Origin of the sequence: Jonesia denitrificans DSM 20603 (genome assembly GCF_000024065.1) — a bacterium.
Taxonomy (GTDB): Bacteria; Actinomycetota; Actinomycetes; order Actinomycetales; family Cellulomonadaceae; genus Jonesia; species Jonesia denitrificans.
This window is the reverse complement of the sequence record NC_013174.1, coordinates 630432-654437: the sequence shown is the minus strand read 5'-3', so window position 1 is coordinate 654437 and position 24006 is coordinate 630432. Positions and strand designations below refer to the sequence as shown.

The following is a 24006-nucleotide window of genomic DNA, read 5'->3' as shown; positions in this document are numbered from 1 at the left end:
GCGGTCAGTCCAGAAGTCAGTTGTACTGCTCGTCGACGTCACCGTCGTCAAAGTAGTCCGACTCAGATGATGGCTGGAAGTCCAGCGGTGAGTCTTTCAGCGACAAGCCAAGCTCGTGGAGCTTTTCTTTCACCTCGTTGATTGACTTCGCACCAAAGTTACGGATGTCGAGCAGATCTGCCTCACTGCGTGCGACAAGTTCACCCACCTGGTGGATGCCCTCACGCTTCAGGCAGTTGTACGAACGGATCGTCAGGTTCAGATCCTCGATAGGCAAAGCAAGGTCAGCAGCGAGTGCAGCATCAGTAGGTGAAGGACCAATCTCGATTCCTTCAGCTTCTACGTTGAGCTCACGAGCCAAACCGAACAACTCAACCAGTGTCTTCCCAGCAGAAGCCAGCGCGTCGCGAGGTACGATCGACGACTTGGTTTCCACATCGACAATGAGTCGGTCAAAGTCGGTCCGCTGCTCCACACGTGTTGCTTCCACTTTGTAAGTGACTTTCAACACGGGTGAGTAGATTGAGTCAACGGGGATCCGACCAATTTCGGCGTCCATCGACTTGTTCTGCTGCGCTGATACATATCCACGCCCACGCTCAACGGTCAGCTCAATTTCGAGCTTACCTTTGTCGTTCAGTGTTGCGATGTGCAGGTCAGGGTTATGTACCTCGACCCCTGCTGGCGGTACGATGTCCGCTGCTGTCACAACACCAGCACCTTGCTTACGCAAGTACATCACCACTGGCTCATCGTTTTCCGATGACAGGACCAGGTTCTTCACGTTCAAAATGATCTCAGTGACGTCTTCTTTCACACCGGTGATCGTTGAGAACTCGTGGAGAACCCCGTCAATACGGATTGAGGTCACTGCCGCACCAGGAATGGAAGACAGCAATGTACGACGCAGCGAGTTACCGAGCGTGTACCCAAACCCTGGTTCCAGCGGCTCAATGGTGAACCGGGAACGAGCGTCTGAAATAACCTCTTCTGAGAGGGTGGGACGTTGTGCAATGAGCACGTGGCTTTCCTTTCGACATGCGTCCGCTATATGACGCATATTGAGCGCTTAGTATCACTAAGCATGACCTGACAGGCTTGTGCCTAGCTGTGTGTACCGCACGTTGCTATTGACGGTGACACACGACGATCCATAAGGATCAGACGCGACGACGCTTAGGTTGACGGCAGCCGTTGTGCGCCTGAGGAGTAACGTCCTGGATCGATCCAACCTCAAGACCAGCAGCCTGGAGGGAACGGATCGCAGTCTCACGGCCCGAACCTGGACCCTTGACGAAGACGTCAACCTTCTTCATACCGTGCTCTTGAGCACGACGAGCAGCTGACTCTGCAGCAAGCTGAGCAGCGTAGGGAGTGGACTTACGTGAGCCCTTGAAGCCCACCTGTCCCGATGAGGCCCACGAGATGACAGCACCTGATGGGTCAGTGATCGACACAATGGTGTTGTTGAAGGTGGACTTGATGTGTGCCTGGCCGACGGAAATATTCTTCTTGTCTTTGCGGCGAGGCTTGCGTGCGCTTTGGGCGACGCGAGTCTTGGGAGGCATATGCTCTTTCTCCTGGGTTGAGGTCTAAGGAAATGGTGCATACAACAAGTTGCACCATCAGGGCCGCTAGATCAGCGGGCCTTCTTCTTGCCGGCTACGGTCTTCTTCGGACCCTTACGGGTACGAGCGTTGGTCTTTGTGCGCTGACCACGGACCGGAAGGCCGCGGCGGTGGCGAAGACCCTCGTAGCAGCCGATCTCAACCTTGCGGCGGATGTCTGCAGCAACCTCACGGCGAAGGTCACCTTCGAGCTTGAAATTGCCTTCAAGGTAGTCACGCAGTGCGACGAGCTCGGTGTCACCGAGGTCCTTGACGCGGACATCTGGGGAGATGCCAGTGGCTTCCAGAGTCTGCTGAGCGCGGGTACGACCCACACCGTAAATGTACGTAAGCGCTACCTCAACTCGCTTGTCGCGAGGGAGGTCGACGCCAATAAGACGTGCCATCTTTTGTGGCTCCTGTACTTCATTCGGAGGTCTGGTGCATTACCTCTCACATCACGTGAGCCTCGGCCTCCGAGCCGAGGGTGTGTCACGTCGTCAAGTTGTCGGATCGTGACGGTAATGCGCTTTCATGTCTTCGGGCGCGACCCCGAATTGAGATCTCGTGACCTACTGAGTCCCGTCGCCGCACACCAAGTTGAGAGTATTCTCAGCCTTGGCGTTGCTTGTGGCGGACGTTCTCGCAGATGACCATGACACGGCCGTGGCGACGAATCACCTTGCAGTTGTCACAGATCTTCTTGACGCTGGGGTTGACCTTCATCGTGGTTCCTCCGCTGTCTCCACTGTTCGGTGGAACAGCAGTGATCGAGTGGCTATTTGTAGCGGTAGACGATTCTTCCTCGGGTCAAGTCGTAGGGACTCAACTCAACAACCACACGATCCTCGGGGAGGATGCGGATGTAGTGTTGACGCATCTTTCCGGAGATGTGGGCAAGCACTTTGTGACCGTTGGCCAACTCAACACGGAACATCGCATTGGGGAGAGCCTCGACCACGGTCCCTTCGATCTCGATGACGCCGTCTTTCTTCGCCATATACTCCGCTAACTCCTGTCATTGCTGTCGTTGGTATGCGTAGACACATACCAACGCACCATCTTACCCTGCCTGCACAGCTCTAGGAACAGTGATCCCGGTTACCTTGCATCTGGGACTCCTTCACGCACTGCACGGGAATACTGTGCAGGAATGTTTTACGCAACCTCTACACAGTTACGCACGAGCAGCGGGGCTAGGACGTCACTTCGTCCTAGCCCCGCTGTCCTCGTCAATGAGTAACGAATTCTCGTCACTTAGCCCAGTTGTTCAAGAGACTTGATCAACCGAGCAGTGACCTCATCAATGTCGCCGATTCCATCGACTTGGACCAGCCGTCCACGTTCCAGATACACCTGTGCGATGGGCGCCGTTTGCTGCGCATACACATCCAGTCGGTGGCGGATCACAGGCTCTGTATCATCTTGGCGGCCTTCGATCTCGGCCCGCTTCAAGAGACGTTCGACGACAATGTCGTTGTCGGCAGTAAGTTCCACTGCACCATCAACTGTGACACCGATTTCCTCAAGAATGTTGTCAAGCTCTGCAACTTGAGCAACGTTCCTGGGGTAACCGTCCAAGATGAAGCCGAGCCGGGCGGGGTCCTCCCCCACCATCGACGTGAGCTTATCTTTAACCATCGCGTTGGTCACTGAGTCAGGAACAAGTTCACCTTTTGCGGTGTATTCCTGGGCAAGGCGGCCAAGTTCTGTCCCACCCTTAATGTTGGCGCGAAAGATGTCTCCGGTGGAGATGGCTTCGACACCGAGTTCCTGGGCAAGTCGAGCAGCTTGGGTGCCCTTTCCTGCGCCGGGAGGACCTAACAGAACAATGCGTGCGCTCATTTGAGCAACCCTTCGTAATGACGTTGTTGCAGTTGTGAATCAATCTGCTTCACAGTTTCCAGCCCGACACCAACGATGATGAGAATCGATGTTCCACCAAACGGAATCGAATCGCCAACACCCATCGCAATGAATGTCACTGTCGGCACGAGTGCCACCAAGGCCAAGTAGATCGCCCCCGCTGATGTCACACGGGTAATGACGTAATCCAGGTATTCCGCAGTTGGGCGGCCAGCACGGATCCCGGGAATGAAGCCTCCATATTTCTTCATGTTGTCCGCGACTTCATCCGGGTTGAAGGTAATCGCAGTGTAGAAGAAACAGAAGAAAAGAATCATGACAACAAAAAGAGCAAGGTGGAGCGGCGCCGATGGTGAGGCAATGTTCCGCTGAATCCAGGCTACCCAATCATTATTCACGTCCGCGAACTGCGCGACCAAAGTGGGCACAGCGAGGATCGACGACGCGAAGATGACAGGGATCACACCTGCCATGTTGATCTTGATCGGAATGTAAGTCGAAGAACCGCCATACACCTTGCGACCGACCATACGCTTCGCATATTGAACAGGGATACGACGTTGTGACTGTTCGACGAACACGACAAGAGCGATAACAATGAGTGCGACCGCGAGAACGATAGCAAACTTGGCAAAACCACCAGAACCTTGCGTGATCGACCAAATAGCAGGTGGGAACGATGCAGCAATAGAGATGAAGATCAGCATCGACATGCCGTTACCAATGCCGCGGTCAGTGATTTGCTCACCAAACCACATCAGAAGCGTTGCCCCTGCCGTCATCGTTAACACCACAAAGAGCGATGTCATGACACTGTTGTTTGGGATCACAACACAACCGGGAATCAAGTTGCCGGTGCGAGCCAAGGTGACGTAAGTGGTTGCTTGCAGCAGGGCGAGACCAATAGTGAGGTAACGAGTGTACTGAGTAAGCTTTGCTGTTCCCGTCTGCCCTTCCTTATGCAGTGCCTCAAATCGAGGGATCACCACACGGAGTAACTGGACGATAATACTTGCCGTAATGTACGGCATGATCCCCAGCGCAAAGATTGACAGTTGAAGCAATGCCCCACCGGAAAAGAGGTTAACGAGACCAAGAAGGGCTCCCGTTTCCTGAGTGGCAAGACATTGTTGAATATTGGGATAGGAGACACCAGGTGCTGGAACAAACGATCCGATCCGATACAGCACAATGATTCCGATAGTGAACAGCAACTTGTACCGTAGATCTGGCGTCCTAAACGCACGAACGAATCCGCCTAGCACATGGTCCTCCTGAGCCCTTGTCGCGGCGCGGTCACCGCGTACGCGGCGTCCTGTGTATGGTGGCAACCCACTGTGGTTATCACCAACAGGTGCATGCAAATGATGACAGCGTATCGGTATAGCGATACCGAAGATACCTTATACGCACACTGCCTTGAACAGAAATCCACATGATGTCCAAGTTCTGCCCATGGACATGATGGGGCGTGTTGTGAGTAAGACGTCTGTGTCACTCGTGGTGTTTGTTGATATGGCATGACTATGGGCTGGCACACGCGGTGTACCAGCCCATAGTCATGTAGGGATTCTCAGCGAACTGAGATGGTGCCGCCGGCAGCCTGGATCTTCTCCTGGGCTGAGGAGGACACTGCGTCAACGGTGACTTCCAGCTTGACCGAGATCTCGCCGGTGCCGAGAACCTTGACGGGCTTGTTCTTGCGAACAGCGCCCTTTGCGACAAGGTCGTCAACGGTTACTGCGCCACCCTCAGGATATAGTTCTGAGAGTTTGTCCAAGTTCACAACTTGGTACTCGACGCGGAATGGGTTTTTGAAGCCACGGAGCTTCGGCAAACGCATGTGAAGTGGCATTTGACCACCCTCAAAGCGTGCCGGAACCTGGTAACGCGCTTTCGTACCCTTGGTACCACGACCAGCAGTCTTACCCTTGGATGCTTCACCACGACCCACACGGGTCTTGGCCTTCTTTGCGCCCCTAGCTGGGCGAAGGTCGTGAAGCTTCAGCGGCTCAACTGTGGTGGTTTCTTCAGCCTTCTTCTCGGCCATGATCAGTCAACCTCCTCAACCGTGACTAGGTGTGCCACGGTAGCGATGAGGCCGCGGACCTCTGGGCGATCCTCACGGACAGTAGACTGTCCGATCTTTTTGAGGCCCAGAGTACGCAGCGTGTCGCGCTGGTTTTGCTTGCCGCCAATTGCGGACTTGACCTGGGTTACCTTGAGATTGGCCATCACGCACCTACCTCAGCGCTCTGCGCAGCCTTACCTTCTGCCTGTGCACGGAGCAGGGCAGCCGGGGCTACATGGTCGAGTGGAAGACCACGGCGAGCAGCAACTTCAGCTGGCTCTTCGAGCTGCTTCAGTGCGTCAACGGTGGCGTGCACGATGTTGATCGCGTTGGTGGAACCAAGTGACTTCGACAAGATGTCGTGAACACCTGCACACTCGAGTACTGCACGCACTGGACCACCGGCGATAACACCGGTACCAGGTGCTGCAGGACGCAAGAAGACAACTCCCGCTGCCTTCTCACCCTGAACTGGGTGAGTGATGGTCCCCTTGATGCGTGGAACGCGGAAGAAGTTCTTCTTCGCTTCCTCAACACCCTTGGCAATAGCCGCGGGTACTTCCTTGGCCTTACCGTAGCCGACGCCGACGGTTCCGTCACCGTCTCCCACCACAACAAGTGCTGTGAAGGAGAAACGACGACCGCCCTTAACGACCTTAGCTACGCGGTTGATGGTGACGACGCGCTCAACGAAAGCGCTCTTTTCAGCTGCGTCACCACGACGACCTCCGCCTTCACCGCGTCCGCGGCTGTTACGACGGTCATTCTGCTCATTGGCGCCACCCGTGGGTGCGCCGGAATTGCGCTGCCCTGCAGCCATCAGAGTGTCCTTTGCTTCGAAACGATTGTGGAGATCACAGTGACAGACCACCTTCGCGGGCGCCCTCTGCGACTGCCGCCACACGGCCGTGGTACTTGTTTCCACCGCGGTCAAAAACGACCGAGTCAATACCGGCAGCCTTCGCACGCTCAGCGATCAGTTCGCCAACCTTGCGGGACTTTGCGGTCTTGTCACCGTCGAATGATCGCAAGTCCACCTCAAGGGTGGACGCCGAAACAAGTGTCTTGCCTGCAGTGTCATCGACGACTTGCGCAACCATGTGCCGGGTCGAACGAGTAACTACGAGACGTGGACGTACGGCAGTACCACGGATCTTCTTGCGAAGACGAGCGTGACGACGCTGCCGAGCAACTGCCTTGCCCTTTCCAAGAATCTTCAGAGCCATGGTTACTTACCAGCCTTTCCAGCCTTGCGGCGGATGTTCTCGCCGGCGTAGCGCACACCCTTGCCCTTATAAGGCTCAGGCTTACGAATCTTGCGGATGTTCGCTGCGACCTCGCTGACCTGCTGCTTGTCGATACCCGACACGGAGAACTTCGTGGGAGCTTCGACTGCGAAGGTAATACCTTCAGGAGCAGTAACGACAACCGGGTGCGAGAAACCAAGGGCGAACTCAAGGTCCTTACCCTTTGCGGTCACACGGTAACCCGTGCCAACAATCTCGAGCTTCTTCTCGTATCCCTGGGTCACACCAGTGATGATGTTGGCCAACAGGCTGCGAGTCAGACCGTGCAGGGCACGTGACTGACGCTCGTCGTTGGGGCGTGACACGATGATCGTTCCGTCTTCAGCCCGCGCAACCTCGATGGGTGCAGGGATGACGTGCTCAAGCGTGCCTTTTGATCCCTTGATCGTGACAAGGTTTCCGTTGATCGTGACATCCACACCAGCGGGAACCGGAATAGGAAGCTTACCGATACGTGACATGTGTATCCTTCTCCTTTCCGATTACCAGACGTAGGCGAGGACTTCCCCACCCACGCCCTTCTGTGCGGCTTGTTTGTCTGTGAGAAGACCTGATGATGTCGACAAGATAGCGACACCCAGTCCGCCACGCACCTGTGGAAGGTTCGTGGACTTTGCGTAGACACGCAAACCAGGCTTCGAGATACGACGCACACCAGCCAGTGCACGTTCGCGGGCCGTGTTGTACTTCAACTCGATGACGAGGCTCTTACCCACACGGGCATCCTCGATCTTCCAGTCTTTGATGTAACCTTCGGCCTTGAGAATTGCCGCGATGTTCGACTTCAACTTCGACGATGGCATAGTCACCGTCTCGTGGTAAGCCGAGTTCGCGTTCCGCAGACGTGTCAGCATGTCTGCGATCGGATCGGTCATAGTCATTGGGCTTCAGCCCTTCCTCGCCGGGGTATCCAGGCGCTGCGCAAGCCGCGCCCGCTGGACCTGCGACGTAGTTGTTACCAGCTGCTCTTCGTGACGCCGGGAAGCTCGCCGCGGTGTGCCATTTCGCGAAGGCAGATACGGCAGAGTCCGAACTTGCGGTACACGGCGTGCGGACGACCGCAACGCTGGCACCGGGTGTAAGCGCGAACCGCGAACTTGGGCTTTGCGGCTGCCTTGTTAATCAGGGCCTTCTTAGCCATGTCAGTTCTCCTTGAACGGGAAGCCGAGTCGCTTGAGGAGCGAACGGCCCTCTTCGTCGGTCTTGGCTGAGGTGACAAATGTGATGTCCATACCACGCACCCGGTCGATTGAGTCGGGGTCGATTTCGTGGAACATCGACTGCTCGGTCAGACCGAACGTGTAGTTACCGTTTCCGTCGAACTGCTTAGGCGAAAGACCGCGGAAGTCACGGATACGAGGCAACGCGATGGAGAGAAGACGGTCAGTGAACTCCCACATACGGTCACCACGAAGCGTCACGTGTGCGCCGATTGGCATTCCTTCACGAAGTTTGAACTGCGCGATGGACTTGCGAGCACGGTTCACCTGAGGCTTCTGACCGGTGATCAGTGTCAGATCACGGATTGCACCCTCGATGAGTTTGGAGTCTTTTGCAGCGTCTCCCACACCCATGTTGACGACGACCTTGACAAGGCCAGCAACCTGGTTGATGTTTTCGTGCTTGAACTCTTCGTGCAGCGCAGGACGGATCTCGTCGCGGTAACGCGACTTGAGGCGAGGCTGAGTCTTGGTCTCGGTGCTCATCAGACGTCCTTCTCCTTGTCGCCGTGGCCACGAACAACACGCACGCGTGCAATACGCTGACGCCCGTTACGCTCTACCTCTTCGAGGCGGGATCCGAGGCGCTTCCCACGCTTGGTCTCTGCGTCATAGAACTGAACGTTAGAGATGTGGATCGGGGCTTCGACAACCTCGATGCCACCCGTGCGTGTACCGCGAGCAGTTTGTCCTGGCTTGACGTGCTTGGTGACTCGACGGACACCCTCAACAATGACGCGGTCCTGGTCACGAAGAACCTGGAGAACACGGCCTGTCTTGCCCTTGTCCTTGCCCGCGATGACGATTACGGTGTCGCCCTTTTTGATGTTAGCCATGGTCAGAGCACCTCCGGCGCCAGCGAGATGATCTTCATGAAGCGCTTGTCGCGCAGTTCACGACCGACGGGACCAAAGATACGCGTACCGCGTGGTTCCCCGTCGTTCTTGAGAATCACCGCTGCGTTCTCGTCGAACTTGATGTAGGAACCGTCTGGGCGACGGCGTTCCTTGGACGTACGAACGATGACAGCCTTGACGATGTCACCCTTCTTGACGTTTCCGCCAGGGATTGCATCCTTGACGGTGGCGACAATTGTGTCACCAATACCGGCGTAGCGACGGCCCGAGCCACCGAGAACGCGGATGCAAAGGATTTCCTTGGCTCCCGTGTTATCAGCGACGCGAAGTCGCGACTCCTGCTGGATCATGTAATGAACTCCTGTCGTCGAGCTGGTTCTCGCCTAAGCGAGCCTTGCCGAACGGATAAATTTCTGAAGAAGGTCTCACAGACAACTCTATGGGGCGAACCGTAAACTCACGGTCCGCCCCATGGAGGAAGACTGCTTACTTGGCCTTCTCGAGGATCTCCACCAGACGCCAGCGCTTAGTGGCTGACAACGGACGGGTTTCCATGATGAGGACCAGGTCGCCGATTCCAGCGGTGTTTTGCTCGTCGTGAGCTTTCACCTTGCTAGTCCTGCGCATAACCTTACCGTAAAGCGGGTGCTTTACGCGATCCTCTACCTCGACAACGATGGTTTTCTCCATCTTGTCACTCACAACGTACCCACGACGCGTCTTGCGTTGAGGGCGTTCTGCGACGATGTTCTCGCTCATATCAGCCTCACTCGCTCACGCTTGGTGCAGTACGGATACCGAGTTCACGCTCACGAAGAATCGTGTAAATGCGCGCGATGTCTCGGCGAACGGCCTTGAGTCGGCCATGTGTTTCGAGTTGCCCTGAAGCAGCCTGGAAACGAAGGTTAAAGAGTTCTTTCTTCGCTTTCTCAAGTTCTGCAACAAGTGCTGCGTCGTCGAGGAGGTCCAGTTGCTTTGGCTCGAGGCCTTTAGTTCCAACGGCCATCAGTTAGCACCTCCTTCACGCACCACAAAACGGCACTTCATTGGGAGCTTGTGCATCGCGCGGCGCATGGCCTCGCGAGCAAGTGGCTCTGGGACACCAGCAAGTTCGAAAACAATCTTGCCTGGCTTGACGTTAGCGACCCACCACTCGGGTGAACCTTTACCGGAACCCATACGAGTTTCGGCGGGCTTCTTCGTGAGGGGACGGTCTGGGTAGATGTTGATCCAGACCTTACCGCCACGCTTGATGTGGCGGGTCATCGCAATACGTGCAGCTTCGATTTGACGGTTCGTGACGTAGGCAGGGGTCAAAGCCTGAATACCATAGTCACCGAAGGTCACAACGTTTCCACCCTTGGAAGCTCCACTACGGGAGGGGTGGTGCTGCTTGCGGTGCTTGAGCCTGCGCGGGATAAGCATTCGCTCAGGCCTCCGTTCCGGTCTCAGCAGCCGGAGCCTTCGCTTCAGCTGCGGGAGCATCAGCAGCTGGCGTTGCGCCACCGCTGTTACGCTCACTGTTACGACGTCCACGTGCAGGGCGTTCGCCGCGTCCGCGTCCAGCGCGCGGAGCCTGCTGTGCCTGCTGCGCGTTGAACTCTTTCTCGGTCATGTCGCCCTTGTAGATCCACACCTTGACACCGATGCGCCCGAAGGTGGTGCGTGCTTCAAAGAAGCCGTAGTCGATGTTCGCGCGGAGTGTGTGCAGTGGCACACGACCTTCACGGTAGAACTCCGAACGACTCATTTCAGCACCACCAAGACGACCCGAGTATTGCACACGGATCCCCTTCGCGCCGGCACGAAGTGCGGACTGCATTCCCTTACGCATTGCGCGACGGAAAGACACACGGGACGCCAGTTGTTCAGCAATCCCTTGGGCAACAAGCTGAGCTTCGATCTCAGCGTTCTTGACCTCGAGAATGTTGAGCTGAACTTGCTTTCCTGTGAGCTTTTCCAACTCGCCACGAATACGGTCTGCCTCTGCACCACGGCGACCAATAACGATGCCGGGACGCGCGGTGTGGATGTCAACACGAACACGGTCACGTGTACGTTCGATCTCAACCTTTGCAATCCCCGCACGCTCAAGGCCTTCGCTCATGAGTTTGCGGATTGCGACATCTTCACGGACGTAGTCGCGGTAACGCTGACCTGGTTTCGTGCTGTCAGCGAACCAACGCGAACGGTGATCGGTGGTGATTCCGAGACGGTACCCGTGCGGGTGAACCTTCTGTCCCACTATCGGGCCCCTTCCTTGTCGTCAATCGGAGCAACAACCACAGTGATGTGGCTGGTCCGCTTGAGGATCTGGCTAGCACGACCCTGAGCACGTGGGCGGAAACGCTTGAGGGTTGGTCCCTCATCCACCACCGCGGTCTTGATGACGAGTTTTGTCTCGTCAAAGGCCACGTTGTCACGGTCTGCGATTACCCGTGCGTTAGCGATAGCGCTCTGCACGACCTTGAGAACCGGCTCGCTCGCAGCCTGTGGCGCAAACTTGAGCACGGTTACGGCCTCTGTGGCCTGCTTGCCACGGATAAGATCCACGACGCGACGGGCCTTTCGGGGCGTGACACGGATGAACCGCGCCTTCGCCATGGCTTCCATTGCTGTCCTGCCTTCTTGGTTCGTCATGACCATTGCCTGTGACCGAGGTCAGCGGCGACGGCCCTTCTTGTCGTCCTTAACGTGGCCGCGGAACGTGCGGGTTGGAGCAAACTCACCGAGTTTGTGACCGACCATCGCTTCAGTCACAAACACGGGTACGTGTTTGCGACCGTCGTGCACGGCGAAAGTGTGACCTAGGAAGTCGGGCGTGATAACCGACCGACGGGACCAGGTCTTGATGACATTGTGGGTACCAGCTTCGTTCTGTGCGTCGACCTTCTTTTGAAGGTGGCCGTCAACGAAAGGACCCTTTTTCAAGCTGCGTGGCATTGTTCAGGCTCCCTATCAGCGCTTCTTGCCGGTGCGGCGACGACGAACGATGAGCTTGTCACTCGGCTTGTTTGGCCGGCGAGTACGCCCTTCTGGTTGTCCCCAAGGTGAGACCGGGTGACGTCCACCTGAGGTCTTACCTTCACCACCACCGTGCGGGTGATCGATCGGGTTCATAGCAACACCACGGACAGTTGGGCGAACGCCCTTCCACCGCATACGTCCTGCTTTACCCCAGTTGATGTTCGACTGTTCAGCGTTACCCACTTCGCCGACGGTAGCGCGGCAGCGCGCGTCAACGTTGCGGATCTCGCCAGATGGCATACGCAATTGCGCGTATGGTCCGTCTTTCGCAACAAGCTGCACCGAAGCACCAGCTGAGCGTGCAATCTTTGCTCCACCACCTGGGCGAAGCTCAATTGCGTGGATCACGGTACCGGTCGGGATGTTGCGAAGTGGAAGGTTGTTGCCTGGCTTGATGTCGGCGTTGGGACCAGCCTCAACAACGTCACCTTGCTGCAACTTGTGTGGCGCAATGATGTAACGCTTTTCGCCATCTGCATAGTGCAACAGTGCGATACGAGCGGTACGGTTCGGGTCGTACTCAATGTGAGCGACCTTTGCGGGCACGCCGTCCTTGTCGTGCCGACGGAAGTCGATAACACGGTACGCACGCTTGTGACCACCACCCTTGTGACGGGTTGTGATACGGCCGGAGTTGTTACGGCCACCAGTCTTGGTCAGTGGACGGACCAGTGACTTCTCCGGCTGTGAGCGCGTGATCTCGACGAAGTCGGCAACGCTGGCGTCACGGCGGCCTGGCGTCGTCGGCTTGTACTTACGGATTCCCATGGGGATCTATCCTCATCTGCTCTCGAACGGCGATCAGCTAGCTGCCCCACCGAACACGTCGATTTGTCCCTCACGGAGGGTCACAATCGCGCGTTTGGTGTTCTTGCGCTTGCCGAGGCCGAAACGGGTCCGACGGGTCTTGCCCTGACGGTTGATGGTGTTGACGGAGTCGACCTTCACGCCGAAGATTTTCTCAACGGCGATCTTGATCTCAGTCTTGTTCGCGTTCGGCTGCACAATGAAGGTGTATTTTCCTTCTTCGAAGCCGACGTAGCTTTTTTCAGTGAGGACGGGGGCGACAATGACGTCGCGGGGGTCCTTCTGCGGCTTAGTCACTTGGCGTTCTCCTCGTTGTTGTCAGCGGACTGACGTCCAGCCAAGAAGCCGTCGAGTGCAGCCTTGGTGAACACAACATCATCGGACAGGAGCACGTCGTAGGTGTTGAGCTGGTCTGCGGTGATCAGGTGTACTGATTCGATGTTCCGCAATGACTTGATCGTGATCTCGTCATTCCGCTCGTGAACCACAAGAACGTGCTTGACGTCGCCGAAGTTTTCCTTGCTGAGTTTCAGCGAGGACAGTGCCGAAAGTGCACCCTTCGTGGACGGAGCTTCCGTTACACCAAAAGAATCGATGACGTGAATGCGACCAGCGCGAGCACGGTCAGACAGTGCGCTACGAAGAGCTGCTGCCTTCATCTTCTTTGGCGTGCGCTGCGAGTAGTCACGTGGCTGTGGTCCGTGGACTACTCCACCACCCGCAAACTGAGGGGCGCGGGTTGAACCCTGACGGGCACGCCCTGTTCCCTTTTGTTTGTATGGCTTACGCCCACCCCCGGACACCTGTGCCCGGGTCTTGGTTGCATGGGTTCCCTGGCGAGCAGCAGCTTGCTGCGCAACAACGACCTGGTGAATCAGCGGTACGTTGAGGGCAACATCGAAGATCTCGGCGGGAAGCACAGCGTCACCTGTCTTGTTACCAGTTGCGTCGAGGATGTCGACGGTCAGGTTCTCAGCCATGGTTTCACGCTCCCTTCACTGCGTTGCGCACGAGAACGACGCCACCCTTAGGGCCTGGAACTGCACCCTTGAGGAGTACGTAGCCCTTGTCAGCGTCGACCGCGTGGACGGTCAGGTTTTGCACGGTCATACGGTCGTGACCCATGCGACCAGCCATACGCAGGCCCTTGAACACGCGTGACGGCGTTGCGGCCGCACCGATAGAACCAGGCTTACGGTGGTTGCGGTGAGCACCGTGAGATGCGCTGGCACCAGCGAACCCGTGGCGCTTCATCACTCCGGCGAACCCCTTACCCTTGGTTGTGCCAATGACATCAACCTTGGTTCCAGCTTCGAAGACACCCACGGTGACTTCTTGACCCAGTGAGTACTCACCGGAGTCGCTGGTACGGATTTCCGTGACGTGACGACGGGGAGTGACGCCGGCCTTCTCAAAGTGTCCTTTGAGTGGCTTGGTGACCTTCCGAGGGTCAATCTGTCCGGTTGCGACCTGAACCGCAGCGTAACCGTCGTTGTCGACGGTACGAATCTGTGTCACGACGTTGGGTTCAACGGCAACAACAGTGACAGGAACTAGGCGTCCTGCCTCATCCCAGACCTGGGTCATCCCAAGTTTTTTTCCGAGGACGGCCTTTACTGGCCGCTCGTTCTGCTGGGTAGTCATGAAAGCTTCTCCCCCAGTCTCAGAGCTTGATCTCGATGTTCACATCCGCAGGAAGGTCAAGACGCATGAGCGAATCAACTGCCTTTGGTGTGGGATCAATGATGTCGATGAGCCGCTTGTGTGTACGCATCTCAAAGTGCTCGCGGCTGTCCTTGTACTTGTGAGGCGAACGGATAACGCAGAAAACGTTCTTTTCCGTTGGCAACGGCACCGGGCCCACGACCGTCGCACCAGCGCGTGTGACTGTATCGACGATCTTGCGCGCCGAACTGTCGATCACCTCGTGGTCGTAGGACTTGAGCCGGATGCGGATCTTCTGTCCCGCCATGGCGTCGTCTGACTCTCTTCTCTCGAACCGCTTACTGTCCGACCCCCGCACTCGCGCGTGTCGCAATATTCTCGACTACGCGTGCGCTCACGATTGTGTGGGCCGCTCATGTGAGAAGGGAGACCGAACGCAAGTTCAGTCGTCGCCTTCACAACGTCTACTTGCCTGTGATGAACCAGAAGGTTTGCGGAGCGTCAACCTGAAATATCGCACAGAGAGCTCAACACAACGATGGACTTAGTCCGTGGCTCAACACACTGTTCGATATTTGAATGATCGCGCCCGTAACAGGCAACTCCTCAATACTGCCATACGTGTTTCTAAAAACCAACCCCGTTGCATCAGATCACACCAACACCATCAGTTGCTGCACTGACAATTCATCCTCACCGAATGCGGAGACACGCTCACTGTCCTCATGAAAAAACAGGCGGGACAAACGAATAAACGTTTGTCCCGCCTGTCAGAGATCAGTGCGTGTGATCAAATGATCACTCAATGACCTTGGTTACACGACCTGAACCAACGGTGCGGCCACCCTCACGGATAGCAAAACCGAGGCCCTCTTCCATAGCGATTGGCTGGATGAGCTCGACCGACATTTCGGTGTTGTCACCAGGCATCACCATTTCGGTGCCTTCAGGAAGGGTGATGACACCAGTTACGTCCGTGGTACGGAAGTAGAACTGGGGACGGTAGTTCGAGTAGAACGGGTTGTGACGCCCACCCTCGTCCTTGTTCAGGATGTAGACCTGAGCTTCGAACTTGGTGTGAGGGGTGATTGAACCAGGCTTCACAACAACCTGTCCACGCTCAACGTCTTCACGCTTGATACCGCGAAGAAGAAGACCAGTGTTGTCACCAGCCTGAGCCTGTGACATGGACTTGTGGAAGGTCTCAATGCCGGTCACGGTGGTCTTCTGCGCGGGGCGAATACCAACGATTTCAACTTCGGAGTTCACGTCAAGAACACCACGGTCGACCTTACCGGTGACAACGGTTCCACGACCGGTGATCGTGAAGACGTCTTCGATAGGCATCAAGAATGGCTTGTCAAGGTCACGAACTGGGTCTGGAACGTTCGCGTCCACAGCTTCCATGAGGTCAGCAACCGACTGAACCCACTTCTCGTCACCCTCGAGTGCCTGGAACCCGGACACGCGAACAACGGGAGCGTTGTCGCCGTCGAAGCCCTGGCTGGAGAGGAGTTCACGAACCTCCATCTCGACGAGTTCGAGGATTTCCTCGTCGTCGACCATGTCGCACTTGTTCAGTGCAACGAGGAGGTAAGGAACACCAACCTGACGTGCAAGAAGCACGTGCTCACGAGTCTGAGCCATCGGACCATCGGTTGCTGCGACAACGAGGATAGCCCCGTCCATCTGTGCAGCACCGGTGATCATGTTCTTGATGTAGTCAGCGTGACCAGGGGCATCGACGTGCGCGTAGTGGCGCTTGTCGGTCTCGTACTCGATGTGCGAGATGTTGATCGTAATACCGCGCTGCTTTTCTTCAGGCGCCTTGTCGATCTCGTCATACTTAAACTCAGGGTTCACGTCCGGGAAACGGTCGTGAAGAACCTTTGAGATCGCAGCGGTCAGCGTCGTCTTACCGTGGTCGACGTGACCGATGGTGCCGATGTTTACGTGCGGCTTGGTCCGCTCGAAAATGGCCTTCGCCACTGGGGTCCTCCTGGGACTTGGGTAGTTTTGCCGAACGTGCAAATACTAACTCACATTGAGTCCGAATATCTGCGGGGCGGCGGTCGCTACAGGTTGATGTGATGGTTTCTCAGTTCGACCTGTGGGGAACTCACTCGCCCCGGGTCTTCTTGATGATCTCTTCGGCAACTGCACGAGGAACCTCGGCGTAGCTGTCGAATTGCATCGAGTACACAGCACGACCCTGAGTCTTCGACCGCAGGTCACCAATGTACCCGAACATCTCTGACAACGGTACTTGTGCGCGGACAACCTTGACGCCGGTAGCGTCTTCCATGGACTGAATCATTCCACGGCGTGAGTTGAGGTCACCGATAACATCACCCATGTATTCCTCGGGTGTGCGCACCTCGACAGCCATCACTGGCTCGAGTAGTACCGGATCGGCACGCTTGATGCCCTCGCGGAGCACCATGGTACCGGCAATCTTGAACGCCATTTCTGACGAGTCGACGTCGTGATATGCACCGTCAATAAGGCGGGCCTTCACTCCGACAAGGGGGAAGCCTGCGAGGACACCCTGCTGAAGACCAGCTTGGATACCTGCGTCAACACTGGGGATGTACTCACGTGGAATACGGCCACCGGTGACTTCATTGGCGAACTCGTACAGTTCACCTTCAGCGGTGTCTAGCGGCTCAAAGGTGACCAGCACCTTCGCGAACTGACCAGATCCACCTGTCTGCTTCTTGTGGGTGTATTCCACCTTTTCAGCAGCACGACGAATGGTCTCGCGGTAGGCAACCTGAGGCTTACCCACGTTCGCTTCGACTCGGAACTCACGGCGCATACGGTCAACGAGAATATCCAGGTGAAGTTCACCCATACCACCGATGACGGTCTGACCGGTTTCTTCGTCAAGCTTCACACGGAAGGTTGGGTCTTCCTCGGCAAGCTTCTGGATGGCTGTCGAGAGCTTTTCCTGGTCAGCCTTAGTCTTTGGCTCAATTGCCACGTCGATCACTGGCTCAGGGAACGTCATCGACTCAAGGATGATCTGGTTCTGTGGGTCACACAAGGTGTCACCAGTCGTGACGTCCTTCAAACCGATAAACGCGTAGATGTGACCGGCAGTTGCTTCGTCAACAGGGTTTTCTTTGTTGGAGTGCATTTGGAAGAGTTTCCCAATGCGCTCTTTCTTGCCCTTTGTTGAGTTGATGACCTGCGCGCCGGACGAGGCTTTACCCGAGTACACGCGCACATAAGTGAGCTTCCCAAAGAAGGGGTGAGTCGCGACCTTGAATGCGAGAGCTGAGAAAGGCTCGTTTGCATCCGGGTGACGGACCAGCTCTTCCTCTTCGTTCAACGTGGTACCAGTCACTGACGCAACGTCGAGAGGGGTTGGGAGGTAGTCAATCACCGCATCAAGCATGGGCTGTACACCCTTGTTCTTGAATGCAGAACCACACAACACAGGGAACGCCTCACCGGAGACAGTGAGCTTGCGGATACCCGCCTTCAGTTCAGCAACGGTCAGTTCCTCGCCACCGAGGTACTTCTCCATGAGCTCTTCGTCAGACTCAGCAACATCTTCGATGAGCTGGTTACGGTACTCTTCAAGCTTGTCCTGAAGGTCTGCTGGCACATCTTCGATGTCGTACGACTCACCGAGCTTGGTTTCACCGTGCCAGACGTACGCCTTCTGCTCGATGACGTCAACCATGCCGATGAAGTCGTTCTCTGAACCGATAGGAAGCTGGATGACAAGCGGCTTTGCCTTCAGGCGTTCCACGATAGTGCGAACAGTGAAGTAGAAGTCAGCGCCGAGCTTGTCCATCTTGTTGACGAAGCAAATACGTGGAACGTTGTACTTGTCTGCTTGACGCCATACAGTCTCAGACTGAGGTTCAACACCCTCTTTACCATCGAACACGGCGACAGCCCCATCGAGAACACGCAGTGAGCGCTCTACCTCGACGGTGAAGTCAACGTGCCCAGGGGTGTCGATGATGTTGATCTGGTTGTTTTTCCAGTAGCAGGTGGTCGCAGCTGAGGTAATGGTAATACCACGCTCCTGTTCCTGCTCCATCCAGTCCATCGTCGATGCGCCATCGTGGGTTTCACCGAGCTTGTAGTTCACACCTGTGTAGAACAGGATGCGCTCGGTCGTAGTGGTTTTTCCGGCATCGATGTGCGCCATGATGCCGATGTTGCGGACCTTGTTTAGGTCAGTCAGCACGTCAAGTGCCACGGGGGTTACCTCTTACTGGTGGGGAACAGGCCAAAGATTGCGACCAACTGGTGAGTGGTGGCACCGCACAAACGGTGCCACCACACAAGATTACCAGCGGTAGTGCGCGAAGGCCTTGTTCGATTCGGCCATCTTGTGCATGTCCTCGCGGCGCTTCACAGCTGCCCCGAGGCCGTTGGATGCATCGAGAATCTCGTTCATGAGACGCTCGGTCATGCTCTTCTCGCGGCGTGCGCGAGAGTAGTCAACCAACCAACGCAATGCGAGTGTGGTCGCACGTGCTGGGCGAACTTCGACTGGCACCTGGTAGGTGGCACCACCCACACGCCGGGAACGAACTTCGAGGGCTGGGCGGATGTTCTCGAGTGCGCGCTTGAGGATAACGACTGGGTCGGAATCTGTTTTGTCGCGAACGCCTTCGAGTGCACCATAAACGATGGACTCAGCAACGGTCTTTTTACCGTCGAAGAGAACCTTGTTAATGAGTTGCGTTACAACCGGGGAACCGTAGACAGGGTCCGCGATCAGCGGACGCTTCGGGGCTGGGCCTTTACGAGGCATTTCAGCTCTTCTCCTTCTTCGCGCCGTAGCGGCTACGAGCCTGCTTGCGGTTCTTCACACCTTGCGTGTCGAGCGCACCACGGATGATCTTGTAACGAACACCGGGGAGGTCCTTCACACGTCCACCACGCACGAGCACAATGGAGTGCTCTTGCAGGTTGTGACCGACGCCTGGAATGTAGGCGGTGACCTCAATGCCGCTGGACAGCTTCACACGGGCAACTTTACGCAGCGCCGAGTTTGGCTTCTTTGGTGTGGTGGTGTAGACGCGGGTGCACACGCCGCGCCGTTGAGGGGAACCCTTGAGGGCAGGAGTCTTGGACTTCCCAACCTTCGACGTCCGCCCCTTACGGACGAGCTGCTGGATTGTGGGCACAGTTACTCCGTGTCTTTTCGAGCTCGCCACGGCAATCGCGGCGTGAGCTACATGGTCTGTATCGGCTTGTTCCACCGGGGTCGGCGCACGCGCTTACCCCAGCTTTCGCTGCGATACGCCACGTTCCACCGGCTCGATGGCCCACCAGGATCTGTCAGTGATTCTGATTGGGATGCTCACTCACGTTAGTTTGGCTTATCTGCGTCACAGCACTCACGAACCATAAACTGACAATGGTGCGGGCTTTGTGCGCGTTCCTCGTTTCCCGAGGCACAGCTAAACTCCTACGCGAGTAGGCACATTCCACAAGACTACCTGTGGCCCAGGAATGCGTCAAAGTGCTCTACCACACATCAACGGTGAGTACCGGCCCTCCTCTCCCGCCAACCACATCATCACTTGCCGATGCGCACCAGCCAACCAGCGCATCGGCAGGCACATCGTGGCCCGGGAACGACAACGCCGTGGGGCGCAGCTTCAGTAGCTGCACCCCACGGCGTTCACACCCCTCTATTCCTAACGGAAGTCAGGGAATTCGATGTCGTCGAGGGAGATTGTGTCTCCACCGAAGCCAGAGCCAGAGAAGTCGATCTCGTCGTAACCGAAGTTCGGGTACAACTCGGACTTCGCTTCCTCTGTGGGTTCGACATCCACGTTGCGGTAACGAGGTAGCCCCGTCCCTGCTGGAATGAGCTTACCGAGGATGACGTTTTCCTTGAGCCCAAGAAGTGGGTCGCGGCGGCCGGACATTGCAGCCTCCGTGAGCACTCGAGTGGTCTCCTGGAACGACGCCGCGGACAACCACGAATCGGTCGCCAACGATGCCTTGGTGATCCCCATCAACTCTGGACGTCCCGATGCCGGGGTCCCTGTTGTGGAGAGAGCCTCACGGTTCGCATCTTCAAAACGGGCACGCTCTGCGAGTTCCCCTGGCAGAAGATCCGTCGTCCCTGAATCAAGGATGGTGACACGACGCAGCATCTGACGCACGATGACCTCGATGTGCTTGTCGTGAATATCCACACCCTGAGAACGGTACACTTCCTGAACTTCGTCCACGAGGTGTTTCTGCGCTGCCCGGGGACCAAGGATACGAAGGACCTTCTTCGGGTCGACTGCACCCTGTACAAGCTGCGTTCCCACAGCAACCCGGTCACCATCTGCCACTAAAAGGCGTGCACGCTTGGAGACTTGGTAGCTGATCTCTTCCGAATCATCCTCAGGGGTGAGGATGATTTGGCGGCTACGGTCACCATCTTCGATGCGAATCGAACCGGAGTACTCAGCGATCGGCGCCTCACCCTTCGGGGTTCGGGCTTCAAAGAGTTCAGTCACGCGAGGCAGACCTTGCGTAATGTCATCTGCGGATGCAACACCACCAGTGTGGAAGGTACGCATTGTGAGCTGTGTACCTGGTTCACCGATGGACTGAGCAGCGATAATACCGACAGCTTCACCAATGTCTACCAGCTTTCCGGTAGCCAAGGAGCGGCCATAGCACTTCGCGCAGGTTCCCACGCGTGACTCACAGGTCAACACCGAACGTACCTTGAGGTTGTGCACACCACCGGCAACCAGCTGATCGATCAGGCGGTCACCAACGTCATCTCCGGCGCGACCAATCACGACTCCGTCGACCTCAACGTCTTGCGCGAGGGTACGGGTGTAGATTGACTGCTCAACCTTTTCGTGGCGGACCAGTGTTCCGTCGCCGATGTCCTCGCCAACTGGCAAAGACAGTCCTCGTTCGGTACCACAGTCAAGCTCACGCACGATGACATCCTGGGAGACGTCAACGAGACGACGGGTCAAGTAACCGGAGTCAGCGGTACGCAACGCGGTGTCTGCGAGACCCTTACGTGCACCGTGAGTCGCGATGAAGTACTCAAGAACGGAGAGCCCTTCACGGTAGTTTGCCTTGATCGGACGCGGGATGATGTCACCCTTCGGGTTTGCCACAAGACCACGCATACCAGCGATCTGACGTACCTGCATCCAGTTACCACGAGCACCGGACCCCACCATCCGGAACACTGTGTTCCGGGCTTGGAAGTTGTCCTGCATGGCCTTAGCAACCTTGTCCGTTGCTTGGGTCCAAATCTCGATCAGTTCCTGTCGACGCTCGTCGTCAGTGATCAGACCCTTGTCGTACTGCTGCTGGATCTTCAGCGCTTTCGCCTCGTGATCCGTGAGGATCTCAGCTTTCGCTGTGGGCGTTGCGACGTCGGAGATCGCGATCGACACACCAGAGCGGGTTGCCCAGCGGAAGCCGGCTTCCTTGAGTGCGTCAAGAGACTCAGCAACTTCTACCTTCGGGTAGTTCTCAGCGAGTTCGTTGACGATCTGTGACAGCTTCTTTTTGTCGACAACTGTATTGACATAGGGGTAGTCCACAGGAAGCAGTTCGTTGAACAGCGCCCGTCCCAGCGTCGTTTCGACAACAGTTGGATCGCCTTGCGCCCATCCATCTGGAGCAGTCCACCCCTTGCGTGGTGGAACGAACCCGTCCATACGCACCTTAATCGGAGCGTTGAGGTCAAGTTCACCTGAGTCAAATGCCATGATCGCTTCAGAGACATGGGAGAAAGCGCGTCCCGCTCCCTTGGGGTCTTCGCGTTCCGCGGTCAAGTGGAACAGACCAATGATCATGTCCTGTGATGGCATGGTCACGGGGCGACCGTCAGACGGCTTCAAGATGTTGTTGGACGACAACATGAGAATGCGCGCTTCGGCCTGCGCTTCAGCTGATAGCGGGAGGTGCACAGCCATCTGGTCACCGTCGAAGTCGGCGTTGAACGCAGCACACACAAGTGGGTGCAGGTGGATTGCCTTTCCTTCAACGAGTTGTGGCTCGAACGCTTGAATACCCAAACGGTGAAGCGTCGGTGCACGGTTCAGCAGTACTGGGTGTTCGGTAATGACCTCTTCGAGGACATCCCACACGACAGAACGCCCGCGTTCCACCATACGTTTGGCGGACTTAATGTTCTGCGCGTGGTTGAGGTCAACCAGACGCTTCATGACAAATGGCTTGAACAGCTCAAGTGCCATTTGTTTCGGCAAACCGCACTGGTGCAGTTTCAAGGTGGGGCCAACCACAATCACGGAACGACCGGAGTAGTCCACGCGCTTTCCGAGCAGGTTTTGACGGAAACGCCCCTGCTTACCCTTCAGCATGTCCGAAATAGACTTCAGGGGTCGGTTTCCGGGTCCGGTCACTGGTCGGCCACGGCGTCCGTTGTCGAAGAGCGAATCTACTGCTTCTTGCAGCATCCGCTTCTCGTTGTTCACGATGATCTCTGGGGCACCAAGGTCGAGCAAACGCTTGAGACGGTTGTTCCGGTTGATCACACGGCGGTACAAGTCGTTCAGGTCAGAGGTCGCAAAACGGCCACCGTCGAGTTGCACCATGGGACGCAAGTCTGGTGGGATGACCGGAACTACGTCCAAGACCATGGCAGATGGTTTGTTCGTGGTGGTCAAGAACGCGTTGATGACCTTCAAACGCTTGAGGGCGCGCGTTTTCTTTTGGCCCTTGCCTGAGCGGATGATCTCACGAAGCGATTCGGCTTCTGCTTCCAGGTCAAAGTTCTCGAGACGTTTCTGGATTGCCGCAGCACCCATCGATGCCTCGAAGTAGGTTCCGTAACGATCTTGAAGTTCGCGGAAGATCAGTTCGTCACCCTCAAGGTCGGACACCTTCAAGTTCTTGAACTTGTCCCACACAAGGTCGAGGCGTTCGAGTTCTTGATCCGCACGTTTACGAAGCTGAGCCATTTCTCGTTCAGCTGCATCACGTACTTTACGGCGCTGATCAGCCCGGGCGCCTTCAGCTTCAAGTTCGGCGAGGTCAGCTTCAAGCTTCTCTGCCCGCTTGTTAATGTCGTTGTCACGGCGGTCTTCGATCTCTTTACGTTCCAGATCGATTTCGTTTTGCAGGTTGGGCAGATCCTCATGACGAGCATCTTCGTCAACGGATGTGACCATGTACGCCGCGAAGTAGATGACCTTTTCAAGGTCTTTTGGAGCTAAATCGAGGAGATAGCCGAGCCGCGATGGGACACCCTTGAAGAACCAAATGTGGGTAACAGGCGCAGCCAACTCGATGTGGCCCATCCGTTCACGACGGACTTTGGAACGCGTGACTTCCACACCGCAGCGTTCACAGATGATGCCTTTGAATCGCACACGCTTGTATTTGCCGCAGTAGCATTCCCAGTCACGTGTGGGGCCGAAGATCTTCTCGCAGAAGAGACCATCCTTCTCCGGCTTGAGGGTACGGTAGTTGATCGTTTCGGGTTTCTTTACTTCGCCGTAAGACCAGTGACGAATGTCCTCAGCTGTGGCGAGTCCGATACGCAGCTCGTCGAATTCAGTGACGTCGAGCAAGGTGTCCTACTTCCTTCGTTTGCCTGTCGGATGG

34 protein-coding genes are annotated in these 24006 nt (G+C 56.4%); all 34 read right to left on the bottom strand.

Going from position 1 to position 24006, the window contains the following annotated elements; all coding sequences use genetic code 11:
- Positions 1 to 16 precede the first annotated feature (16 nt).
- The gene (locus tag JDEN_RS03075; protein WP_015770905.1) at positions 17 to 1021 is read right to left on the bottom strand and encodes a DNA-directed RNA polymerase subunit alpha; all 1005 of its coding nucleotides are present in this window, start codon (positions 1019 to 1021) and stop codon (positions 17 to 19) included.
- Positions 1022 to 1160: 139 nt separating this feature from the next.
- Positions 1161 to 1568, bottom strand: a complete 408-nt coding sequence (rpsK, locus tag JDEN_RS03070; RefSeq protein WP_015770904.1) for a 30S ribosomal protein S11 — start codon at positions 1566 to 1568, stop codon at positions 1161 to 1163.
- A gap of 71 nt (positions 1569 to 1639) precedes the next feature.
- On the bottom strand, positions 1640 to 2014 hold the full coding sequence (gene rpsM / locus JDEN_RS03065; protein ID WP_015770903.1) for a 30S ribosomal protein S13: 375 nt from the start codon (positions 2012 to 2014) through the stop codon (positions 1640 to 1642).
- A 205-nt stretch (positions 2015 to 2219) separates the two neighbouring features.
- On the bottom strand, positions 2220 to 2333 hold the full coding sequence (rpmJ, locus tag JDEN_RS03060; RefSeq protein WP_015770902.1) for a 50S ribosomal protein L36: 114 nt from the start codon (positions 2331 to 2333) through the stop codon (positions 2220 to 2222).
- A 52-nt stretch (positions 2334 to 2385) separates the two neighbouring features.
- The gene (gene infA / locus JDEN_RS03055) at positions 2386 to 2607 is read right to left on the bottom strand and encodes a translation initiation factor IF-1 (protein ID WP_015770901.1); all 222 of its coding nucleotides are present in this window, start codon (positions 2605 to 2607) and stop codon (positions 2386 to 2388) included.
- Between the two features lie 257 nt (positions 2608 to 2864).
- Positions 2865 to 3452, bottom strand: a complete 588-nt coding sequence (locus JDEN_RS03050; RefSeq protein ID WP_015770900.1) for an adenylate kinase — start codon at positions 3450 to 3452, stop codon at positions 2865 to 2867.
- Positions 3449 to 4738 (bottom strand): preprotein translocase subunit SecY, encoded by a 1290-nt coding sequence (secY, locus tag JDEN_RS03045; protein WP_015770899.1) that lies wholly within the window; start codon positions 4736 to 4738, stop codon positions 3449 to 3451. Before secY ends, JDEN_RS03050 begins: the two co-directional genes overlap by 4 nt.
- Positions 4739 to 5046: 308 nt before the next feature.
- Positions 5047 to 5523, bottom strand: a complete 477-nt coding sequence (gene rplO, locus JDEN_RS03040; protein ID WP_015770898.1) for a 50S ribosomal protein L15 — start codon at positions 5521 to 5523, stop codon at positions 5047 to 5049.
- Positions 5524 to 5525: 2 nt separating this feature from the next.
- A complete protein-coding gene (gene rpmD / locus JDEN_RS03035) occupies positions 5526 to 5708 on the bottom strand; it encodes a 50S ribosomal protein L30 (protein ID WP_015770897.1) in 183 nt (60 codons plus the stop codon).
- Positions 5708 to 6364, bottom strand: coding sequence for a 30S ribosomal protein S5 (gene rpsE / locus JDEN_RS03030; RefSeq protein WP_015770896.1), 657 nt, complete (start codon positions 6362 to 6364; stop codon positions 5708 to 5710). Before rpsE ends, rpmD begins: the two co-directional genes overlap by 1 nt.
- Before the next feature lie 34 nt (positions 6365 to 6398).
- The gene (gene rplR, locus JDEN_RS03025) at positions 6399 to 6770 is read right to left on the bottom strand and encodes a 50S ribosomal protein L18 (RefSeq protein ID WP_015770895.1); all 372 of its coding nucleotides are present in this window, start codon (positions 6768 to 6770) and stop codon (positions 6399 to 6401) included.
- A gap of 2 nt (positions 6771 to 6772) precedes the next feature.
- Positions 6773 to 7312, bottom strand: coding sequence for a 50S ribosomal protein L6 (gene rplF / locus JDEN_RS03020; RefSeq protein WP_015770894.1), 540 nt, complete (start codon positions 7310 to 7312; stop codon positions 6773 to 6775).
- Between the two features lie 21 nt (positions 7313 to 7333).
- Positions 7334 to 7732: a 30S ribosomal protein S8 gene (gene rpsH / locus JDEN_RS03015; protein ID WP_015770893.1), complete on the bottom strand. Its 399-nt coding sequence runs from the start codon at positions 7730 to 7732 to the stop codon at positions 7334 to 7336.
- 74 nt (positions 7733 to 7806) lie between these two features.
- On the bottom strand, positions 7807 to 7992 hold the full coding sequence (locus JDEN_RS03010) for a type Z 30S ribosomal protein S14 (RefSeq protein ID WP_015770892.1): 186 nt from the start codon (positions 7990 to 7992) through the stop codon (positions 7807 to 7809).
- Between the two features lies 1 nt (position 7993).
- Entirely contained in the window at positions 7994 to 8557 is a 564-nt protein-coding gene (gene rplE, locus JDEN_RS03005) for a 50S ribosomal protein L5 (protein ID WP_015770891.1), read from the bottom strand.
- Positions 8557 to 8907, bottom strand: coding sequence for a 50S ribosomal protein L24 (gene rplX, locus JDEN_RS03000; protein ID WP_015770890.1), 351 nt, complete (start codon positions 8905 to 8907; stop codon positions 8557 to 8559). The genes rplE and rplX overlap by 1 nt, the downstream gene beginning before the upstream one ends.
- Positions 8908 to 8909: 2 nt before the next feature.
- Positions 8910 to 9278 (bottom strand): 50S ribosomal protein L14, encoded by a 369-nt coding sequence (gene rplN, locus JDEN_RS02995; RefSeq protein WP_015770889.1) that lies wholly within the window; start codon positions 9276 to 9278, stop codon positions 8910 to 8912.
- Between the two features lie 136 nt (positions 9279 to 9414).
- On the bottom strand, positions 9415 to 9687 hold the full coding sequence (rpsQ, locus tag JDEN_RS02990) for a 30S ribosomal protein S17 (protein WP_015770888.1): 273 nt from the start codon (positions 9685 to 9687) through the stop codon (positions 9415 to 9417).
- 7 nt (positions 9688 to 9694) lie between these two features.
- Entirely contained in the window at positions 9695 to 9934 is a 240-nt protein-coding gene (gene rpmC, locus JDEN_RS02985; protein ID WP_015770887.1) for a 50S ribosomal protein L29, read from the bottom strand.
- The gene (gene rplP, locus JDEN_RS02980; protein WP_015770886.1) at positions 9934 to 10353 is read right to left on the bottom strand and encodes a 50S ribosomal protein L16; all 420 of its coding nucleotides are present in this window, start codon (positions 10351 to 10353) and stop codon (positions 9934 to 9936) included. Before rplP ends, rpmC begins: the two co-directional genes overlap by 1 nt.
- Positions 10354 to 10357: 4 nt before the next feature.
- Positions 10358 to 11173: a 30S ribosomal protein S3 gene (gene rpsC / locus JDEN_RS02975; protein ID WP_015770885.1), complete on the bottom strand. Its 816-nt coding sequence runs from the start codon at positions 11171 to 11173 to the stop codon at positions 10358 to 10360.
- Entirely contained in the window at positions 11173 to 11541 is a 369-nt protein-coding gene (gene rplV, locus JDEN_RS02970) for a 50S ribosomal protein L22 (RefSeq protein WP_015770884.1), read from the bottom strand. Before rplV ends, rpsC begins: the two co-directional genes overlap by 1 nt.
- Before the next feature lie 48 nt (positions 11542 to 11589).
- The gene (gene rpsS / locus JDEN_RS02965; RefSeq protein WP_015770883.1) at positions 11590 to 11871 is read right to left on the bottom strand and encodes a 30S ribosomal protein S19; all 282 of its coding nucleotides are present in this window, start codon (positions 11869 to 11871) and stop codon (positions 11590 to 11592) included.
- 15 nt (positions 11872 to 11886) lie between these two features.
- Positions 11887 to 12723 (bottom strand): 50S ribosomal protein L2, encoded by an 837-nt coding sequence (gene rplB / locus JDEN_RS02960; protein WP_015770882.1) that lies wholly within the window; start codon positions 12721 to 12723, stop codon positions 11887 to 11889.
- Positions 12724 to 12756: 33 nt separating this feature from the next.
- Positions 12757 to 13059 carry a 50S ribosomal protein L23 gene (gene rplW / locus JDEN_RS02955; protein WP_015770881.1) on the bottom strand — a complete coding sequence of 101 codons (303 nt, stop codon included), beginning with the start codon at positions 13057 to 13059 and terminating at the stop codon, positions 12757 to 12759.
- The gene (gene rplD, locus JDEN_RS02950) at positions 13056 to 13742 is read right to left on the bottom strand and encodes a 50S ribosomal protein L4 (protein ID WP_015770880.1); all 687 of its coding nucleotides are present in this window, start codon (positions 13740 to 13742) and stop codon (positions 13056 to 13058) included. The genes rplW and rplD overlap by 4 nt, the downstream gene beginning before the upstream one ends.
- Before the next feature lie 4 nt (positions 13743 to 13746).
- Positions 13747 to 14406 carry a 50S ribosomal protein L3 gene (gene rplC, locus JDEN_RS02945; RefSeq protein WP_015770879.1) on the bottom strand — a complete coding sequence of 220 codons (660 nt, stop codon included), beginning with the start codon at positions 14404 to 14406 and terminating at the stop codon, positions 13747 to 13749.
- A 19-nt stretch (positions 14407 to 14425) separates the two neighbouring features.
- Positions 14426 to 14734, bottom strand: a complete 309-nt coding sequence (rpsJ, locus tag JDEN_RS02940) for a 30S ribosomal protein S10 (RefSeq protein WP_012867945.1) — start codon at positions 14732 to 14734, stop codon at positions 14426 to 14428.
- A 491-nt stretch (positions 14735 to 15225) separates the two neighbouring features.
- On the bottom strand, positions 15226 to 16416 hold the full coding sequence (gene tuf / locus JDEN_RS02935) for an elongation factor Tu (RefSeq protein WP_015770878.1): 1191 nt from the start codon (positions 16414 to 16416) through the stop codon (positions 15226 to 15228).
- 130 nt (positions 16417 to 16546) lie between these two features.
- Positions 16547 to 18646, bottom strand: coding sequence for an elongation factor G (gene fusA, locus JDEN_RS02930; protein ID WP_015770877.1), 2100 nt, complete (start codon positions 18644 to 18646; stop codon positions 16547 to 16549).
- A gap of 90 nt (positions 18647 to 18736) precedes the next feature.
- A complete protein-coding gene (rpsG, locus tag JDEN_RS02925; RefSeq protein ID WP_015770876.1) occupies positions 18737 to 19207 on the bottom strand; it encodes a 30S ribosomal protein S7 in 471 nt (156 codons plus the stop codon).
- A 1-nt stretch (position 19208) separates the two neighbouring features.
- Complete coding sequence (gene rpsL, locus JDEN_RS02920; RefSeq protein ID WP_015770875.1) at positions 19209 to 19583, bottom strand: 30S ribosomal protein S12; 375 nt, start codon at positions 19581 to 19583, stop codon at positions 19209 to 19211.
- Positions 19584 to 19926: 343 nt separating this feature from the next.
- On the bottom strand, positions 19927 to 20073 hold the full coding sequence (locus JDEN_RS13790; RefSeq protein WP_169304091.1) for a hypothetical protein: 147 nt from the start codon (positions 20071 to 20073) through the stop codon (positions 19927 to 19929).
- A 26-nt stretch (positions 20074 to 20099) separates the two neighbouring features.
- Complete coding sequence (locus JDEN_RS02915; protein ID WP_015770874.1) at positions 20100 to 23972, bottom strand: DNA-directed RNA polymerase subunit beta'; 3873 nt, start codon at positions 23970 to 23972, stop codon at positions 20100 to 20102.
- Between the last annotated feature and the right edge of the window lie 34 nt (positions 23973 to 24006).

Excerpts from the sequence above, each read along its gene's own strand:
- rpsK (WP_015770904.1), bottom strand. The coding sequence starts at position 1,568 with ATGCCTCCCAAGACTCGCGTCGCCCAAAGCGCACGCAAGCCTCGCCGC.
- rpsM (WP_015770903.1), bottom strand. The coding sequence starts at position 2,014 with ATGGCACGTCTTATTGGCGTCGACCTCCCTCGCGACAAGCGAGTTGAG.
- rpmJ (WP_015770902.1), bottom strand. The coding sequence starts at position 2,333 with ATGAAGGTCAACCCCAGCGTCAAGAAGATCTGTGACAACTGCAAGGTG.
- infA (WP_015770901.1), bottom strand. The coding sequence starts at position 2,607 with ATGGCGAAGAAAGACGGCGTCATCGAGATCGAAGGGACCGTGGTCGAG.
- JDEN_RS03050 (WP_015770900.1), bottom strand. The coding sequence starts at position 3,452 with ATGAGCGCACGCATTGTTCTGTTAGGTCCTCCCGGCGCAGGAAAGGGC.
- rplO (WP_015770898.1), bottom strand. The coding sequence starts at position 5,523 with ATGGCCGAGAAGAAGGCTGAAGAAACCACCACAGTTGAGCCGCTGAAG.
- rpmD (WP_015770897.1), bottom strand. The coding sequence starts at position 5,708 with ATGGCCAATCTCAAGGTAACCCAGGTCAAGTCCGCAATTGGCGGCAAG.
- rpsE (WP_015770896.1), bottom strand. The coding sequence starts at position 6,364 with ATGGCTGCAGGGCAGCGCAATTCCGGCGCACCCACGGGTGGCGCCAAT.
- rplR (WP_015770895.1), bottom strand. The coding sequence starts at position 6,770 with ATGGCTCTGAAGATTCTTGGAAAGGGCAAGGCAGTTGCTCGGCAGCGT.
- rplF (WP_015770894.1), bottom strand. The coding sequence starts at position 7,312 with ATGTCACGTATCGGTAAGCTTCCTATTCCGGTTCCCGCTGGTGTGGAT.
- rpsH (WP_015770893.1), bottom strand. The coding sequence starts at position 7,732 with ATGACTATGACCGATCCGATCGCAGACATGCTGACACGTCTGCGGAAC.
- JDEN_RS03010 (WP_015770892.1), bottom strand. The coding sequence starts at position 7,992 with ATGGCTAAGAAGGCCCTGATTAACAAGGCAGCCGCAAAGCCCAAGTTC.
- rplE (WP_015770891.1), bottom strand. The coding sequence starts at position 8,557 with ATGAGCACCGAGACCAAGACTCAGCCTCGCCTCAAGTCGCGTTACCGC.
- rplX (WP_015770890.1), bottom strand. The coding sequence starts at position 8,907 with ATGGCTAACATCAAAAAGGGCGACACCGTAATCGTCATCGCGGGCAAG.
- rplN (WP_015770889.1), bottom strand. The coding sequence starts at position 9,278 with ATGATCCAGCAGGAGTCGCGACTTCGCGTCGCTGATAACACGGGAGCC.
- rpsQ (WP_015770888.1), bottom strand. The coding sequence starts at position 9,687 with ATGAGCGAGAACATCGTCGCAGAACGCCCTCAACGCAAGACGCGTCGT.
- rpmC (WP_015770887.1), bottom strand. The coding sequence starts at position 9,934 with ATGGCCGTTGGAACTAAAGGCCTCGAGCCAAAGCAACTGGACCTCCTC.
- rplP (WP_015770886.1), bottom strand. The coding sequence starts at position 10,353 with ATGCTTATCCCGCGCAGGCTCAAGCACCGCAAGCAGCACCACCCCTCC.
- rplV (WP_015770884.1), bottom strand. The coding sequence starts at position 11,541 with ATGGAAGCCATGGCGAAGGCGCGGTTCATCCGTGTCACGCCCCGAAAG.
- rpsS (WP_015770883.1), bottom strand. The coding sequence starts at position 11,871 with ATGCCACGCAGCTTGAAAAAGGGTCCTTTCGTTGACGGCCACCTTCAA.
- rplB (WP_015770882.1), bottom strand. The coding sequence starts at position 12,723 with ATGGGAATCCGTAAGTACAAGCCGACGACGCCAGGCCGCCGTGACGCC.
- rplD (WP_015770880.1), bottom strand. The coding sequence starts at position 13,742 with ATGGCTGAGAACCTGACCGTCGACATCCTCGACGCAACTGGTAACAAG.
- rplC (WP_015770879.1), bottom strand. The coding sequence starts at position 14,406 with ATGACTACCCAGCAGAACGAGCGGCCAGTAAAGGCCGTCCTCGGAAAA.
- rpsJ (WP_012867945.1), bottom strand. The coding sequence starts at position 14,734 with ATGGCGGGACAGAAGATCCGCATCCGGCTCAAGTCCTACGACCACGAG.
- rpsG (WP_015770876.1), bottom strand. The coding sequence starts at position 19,207 with ATGCCTCGTAAAGGCCCAGCCCCGAAGCGTCCGCTGATCGCGGACCCT.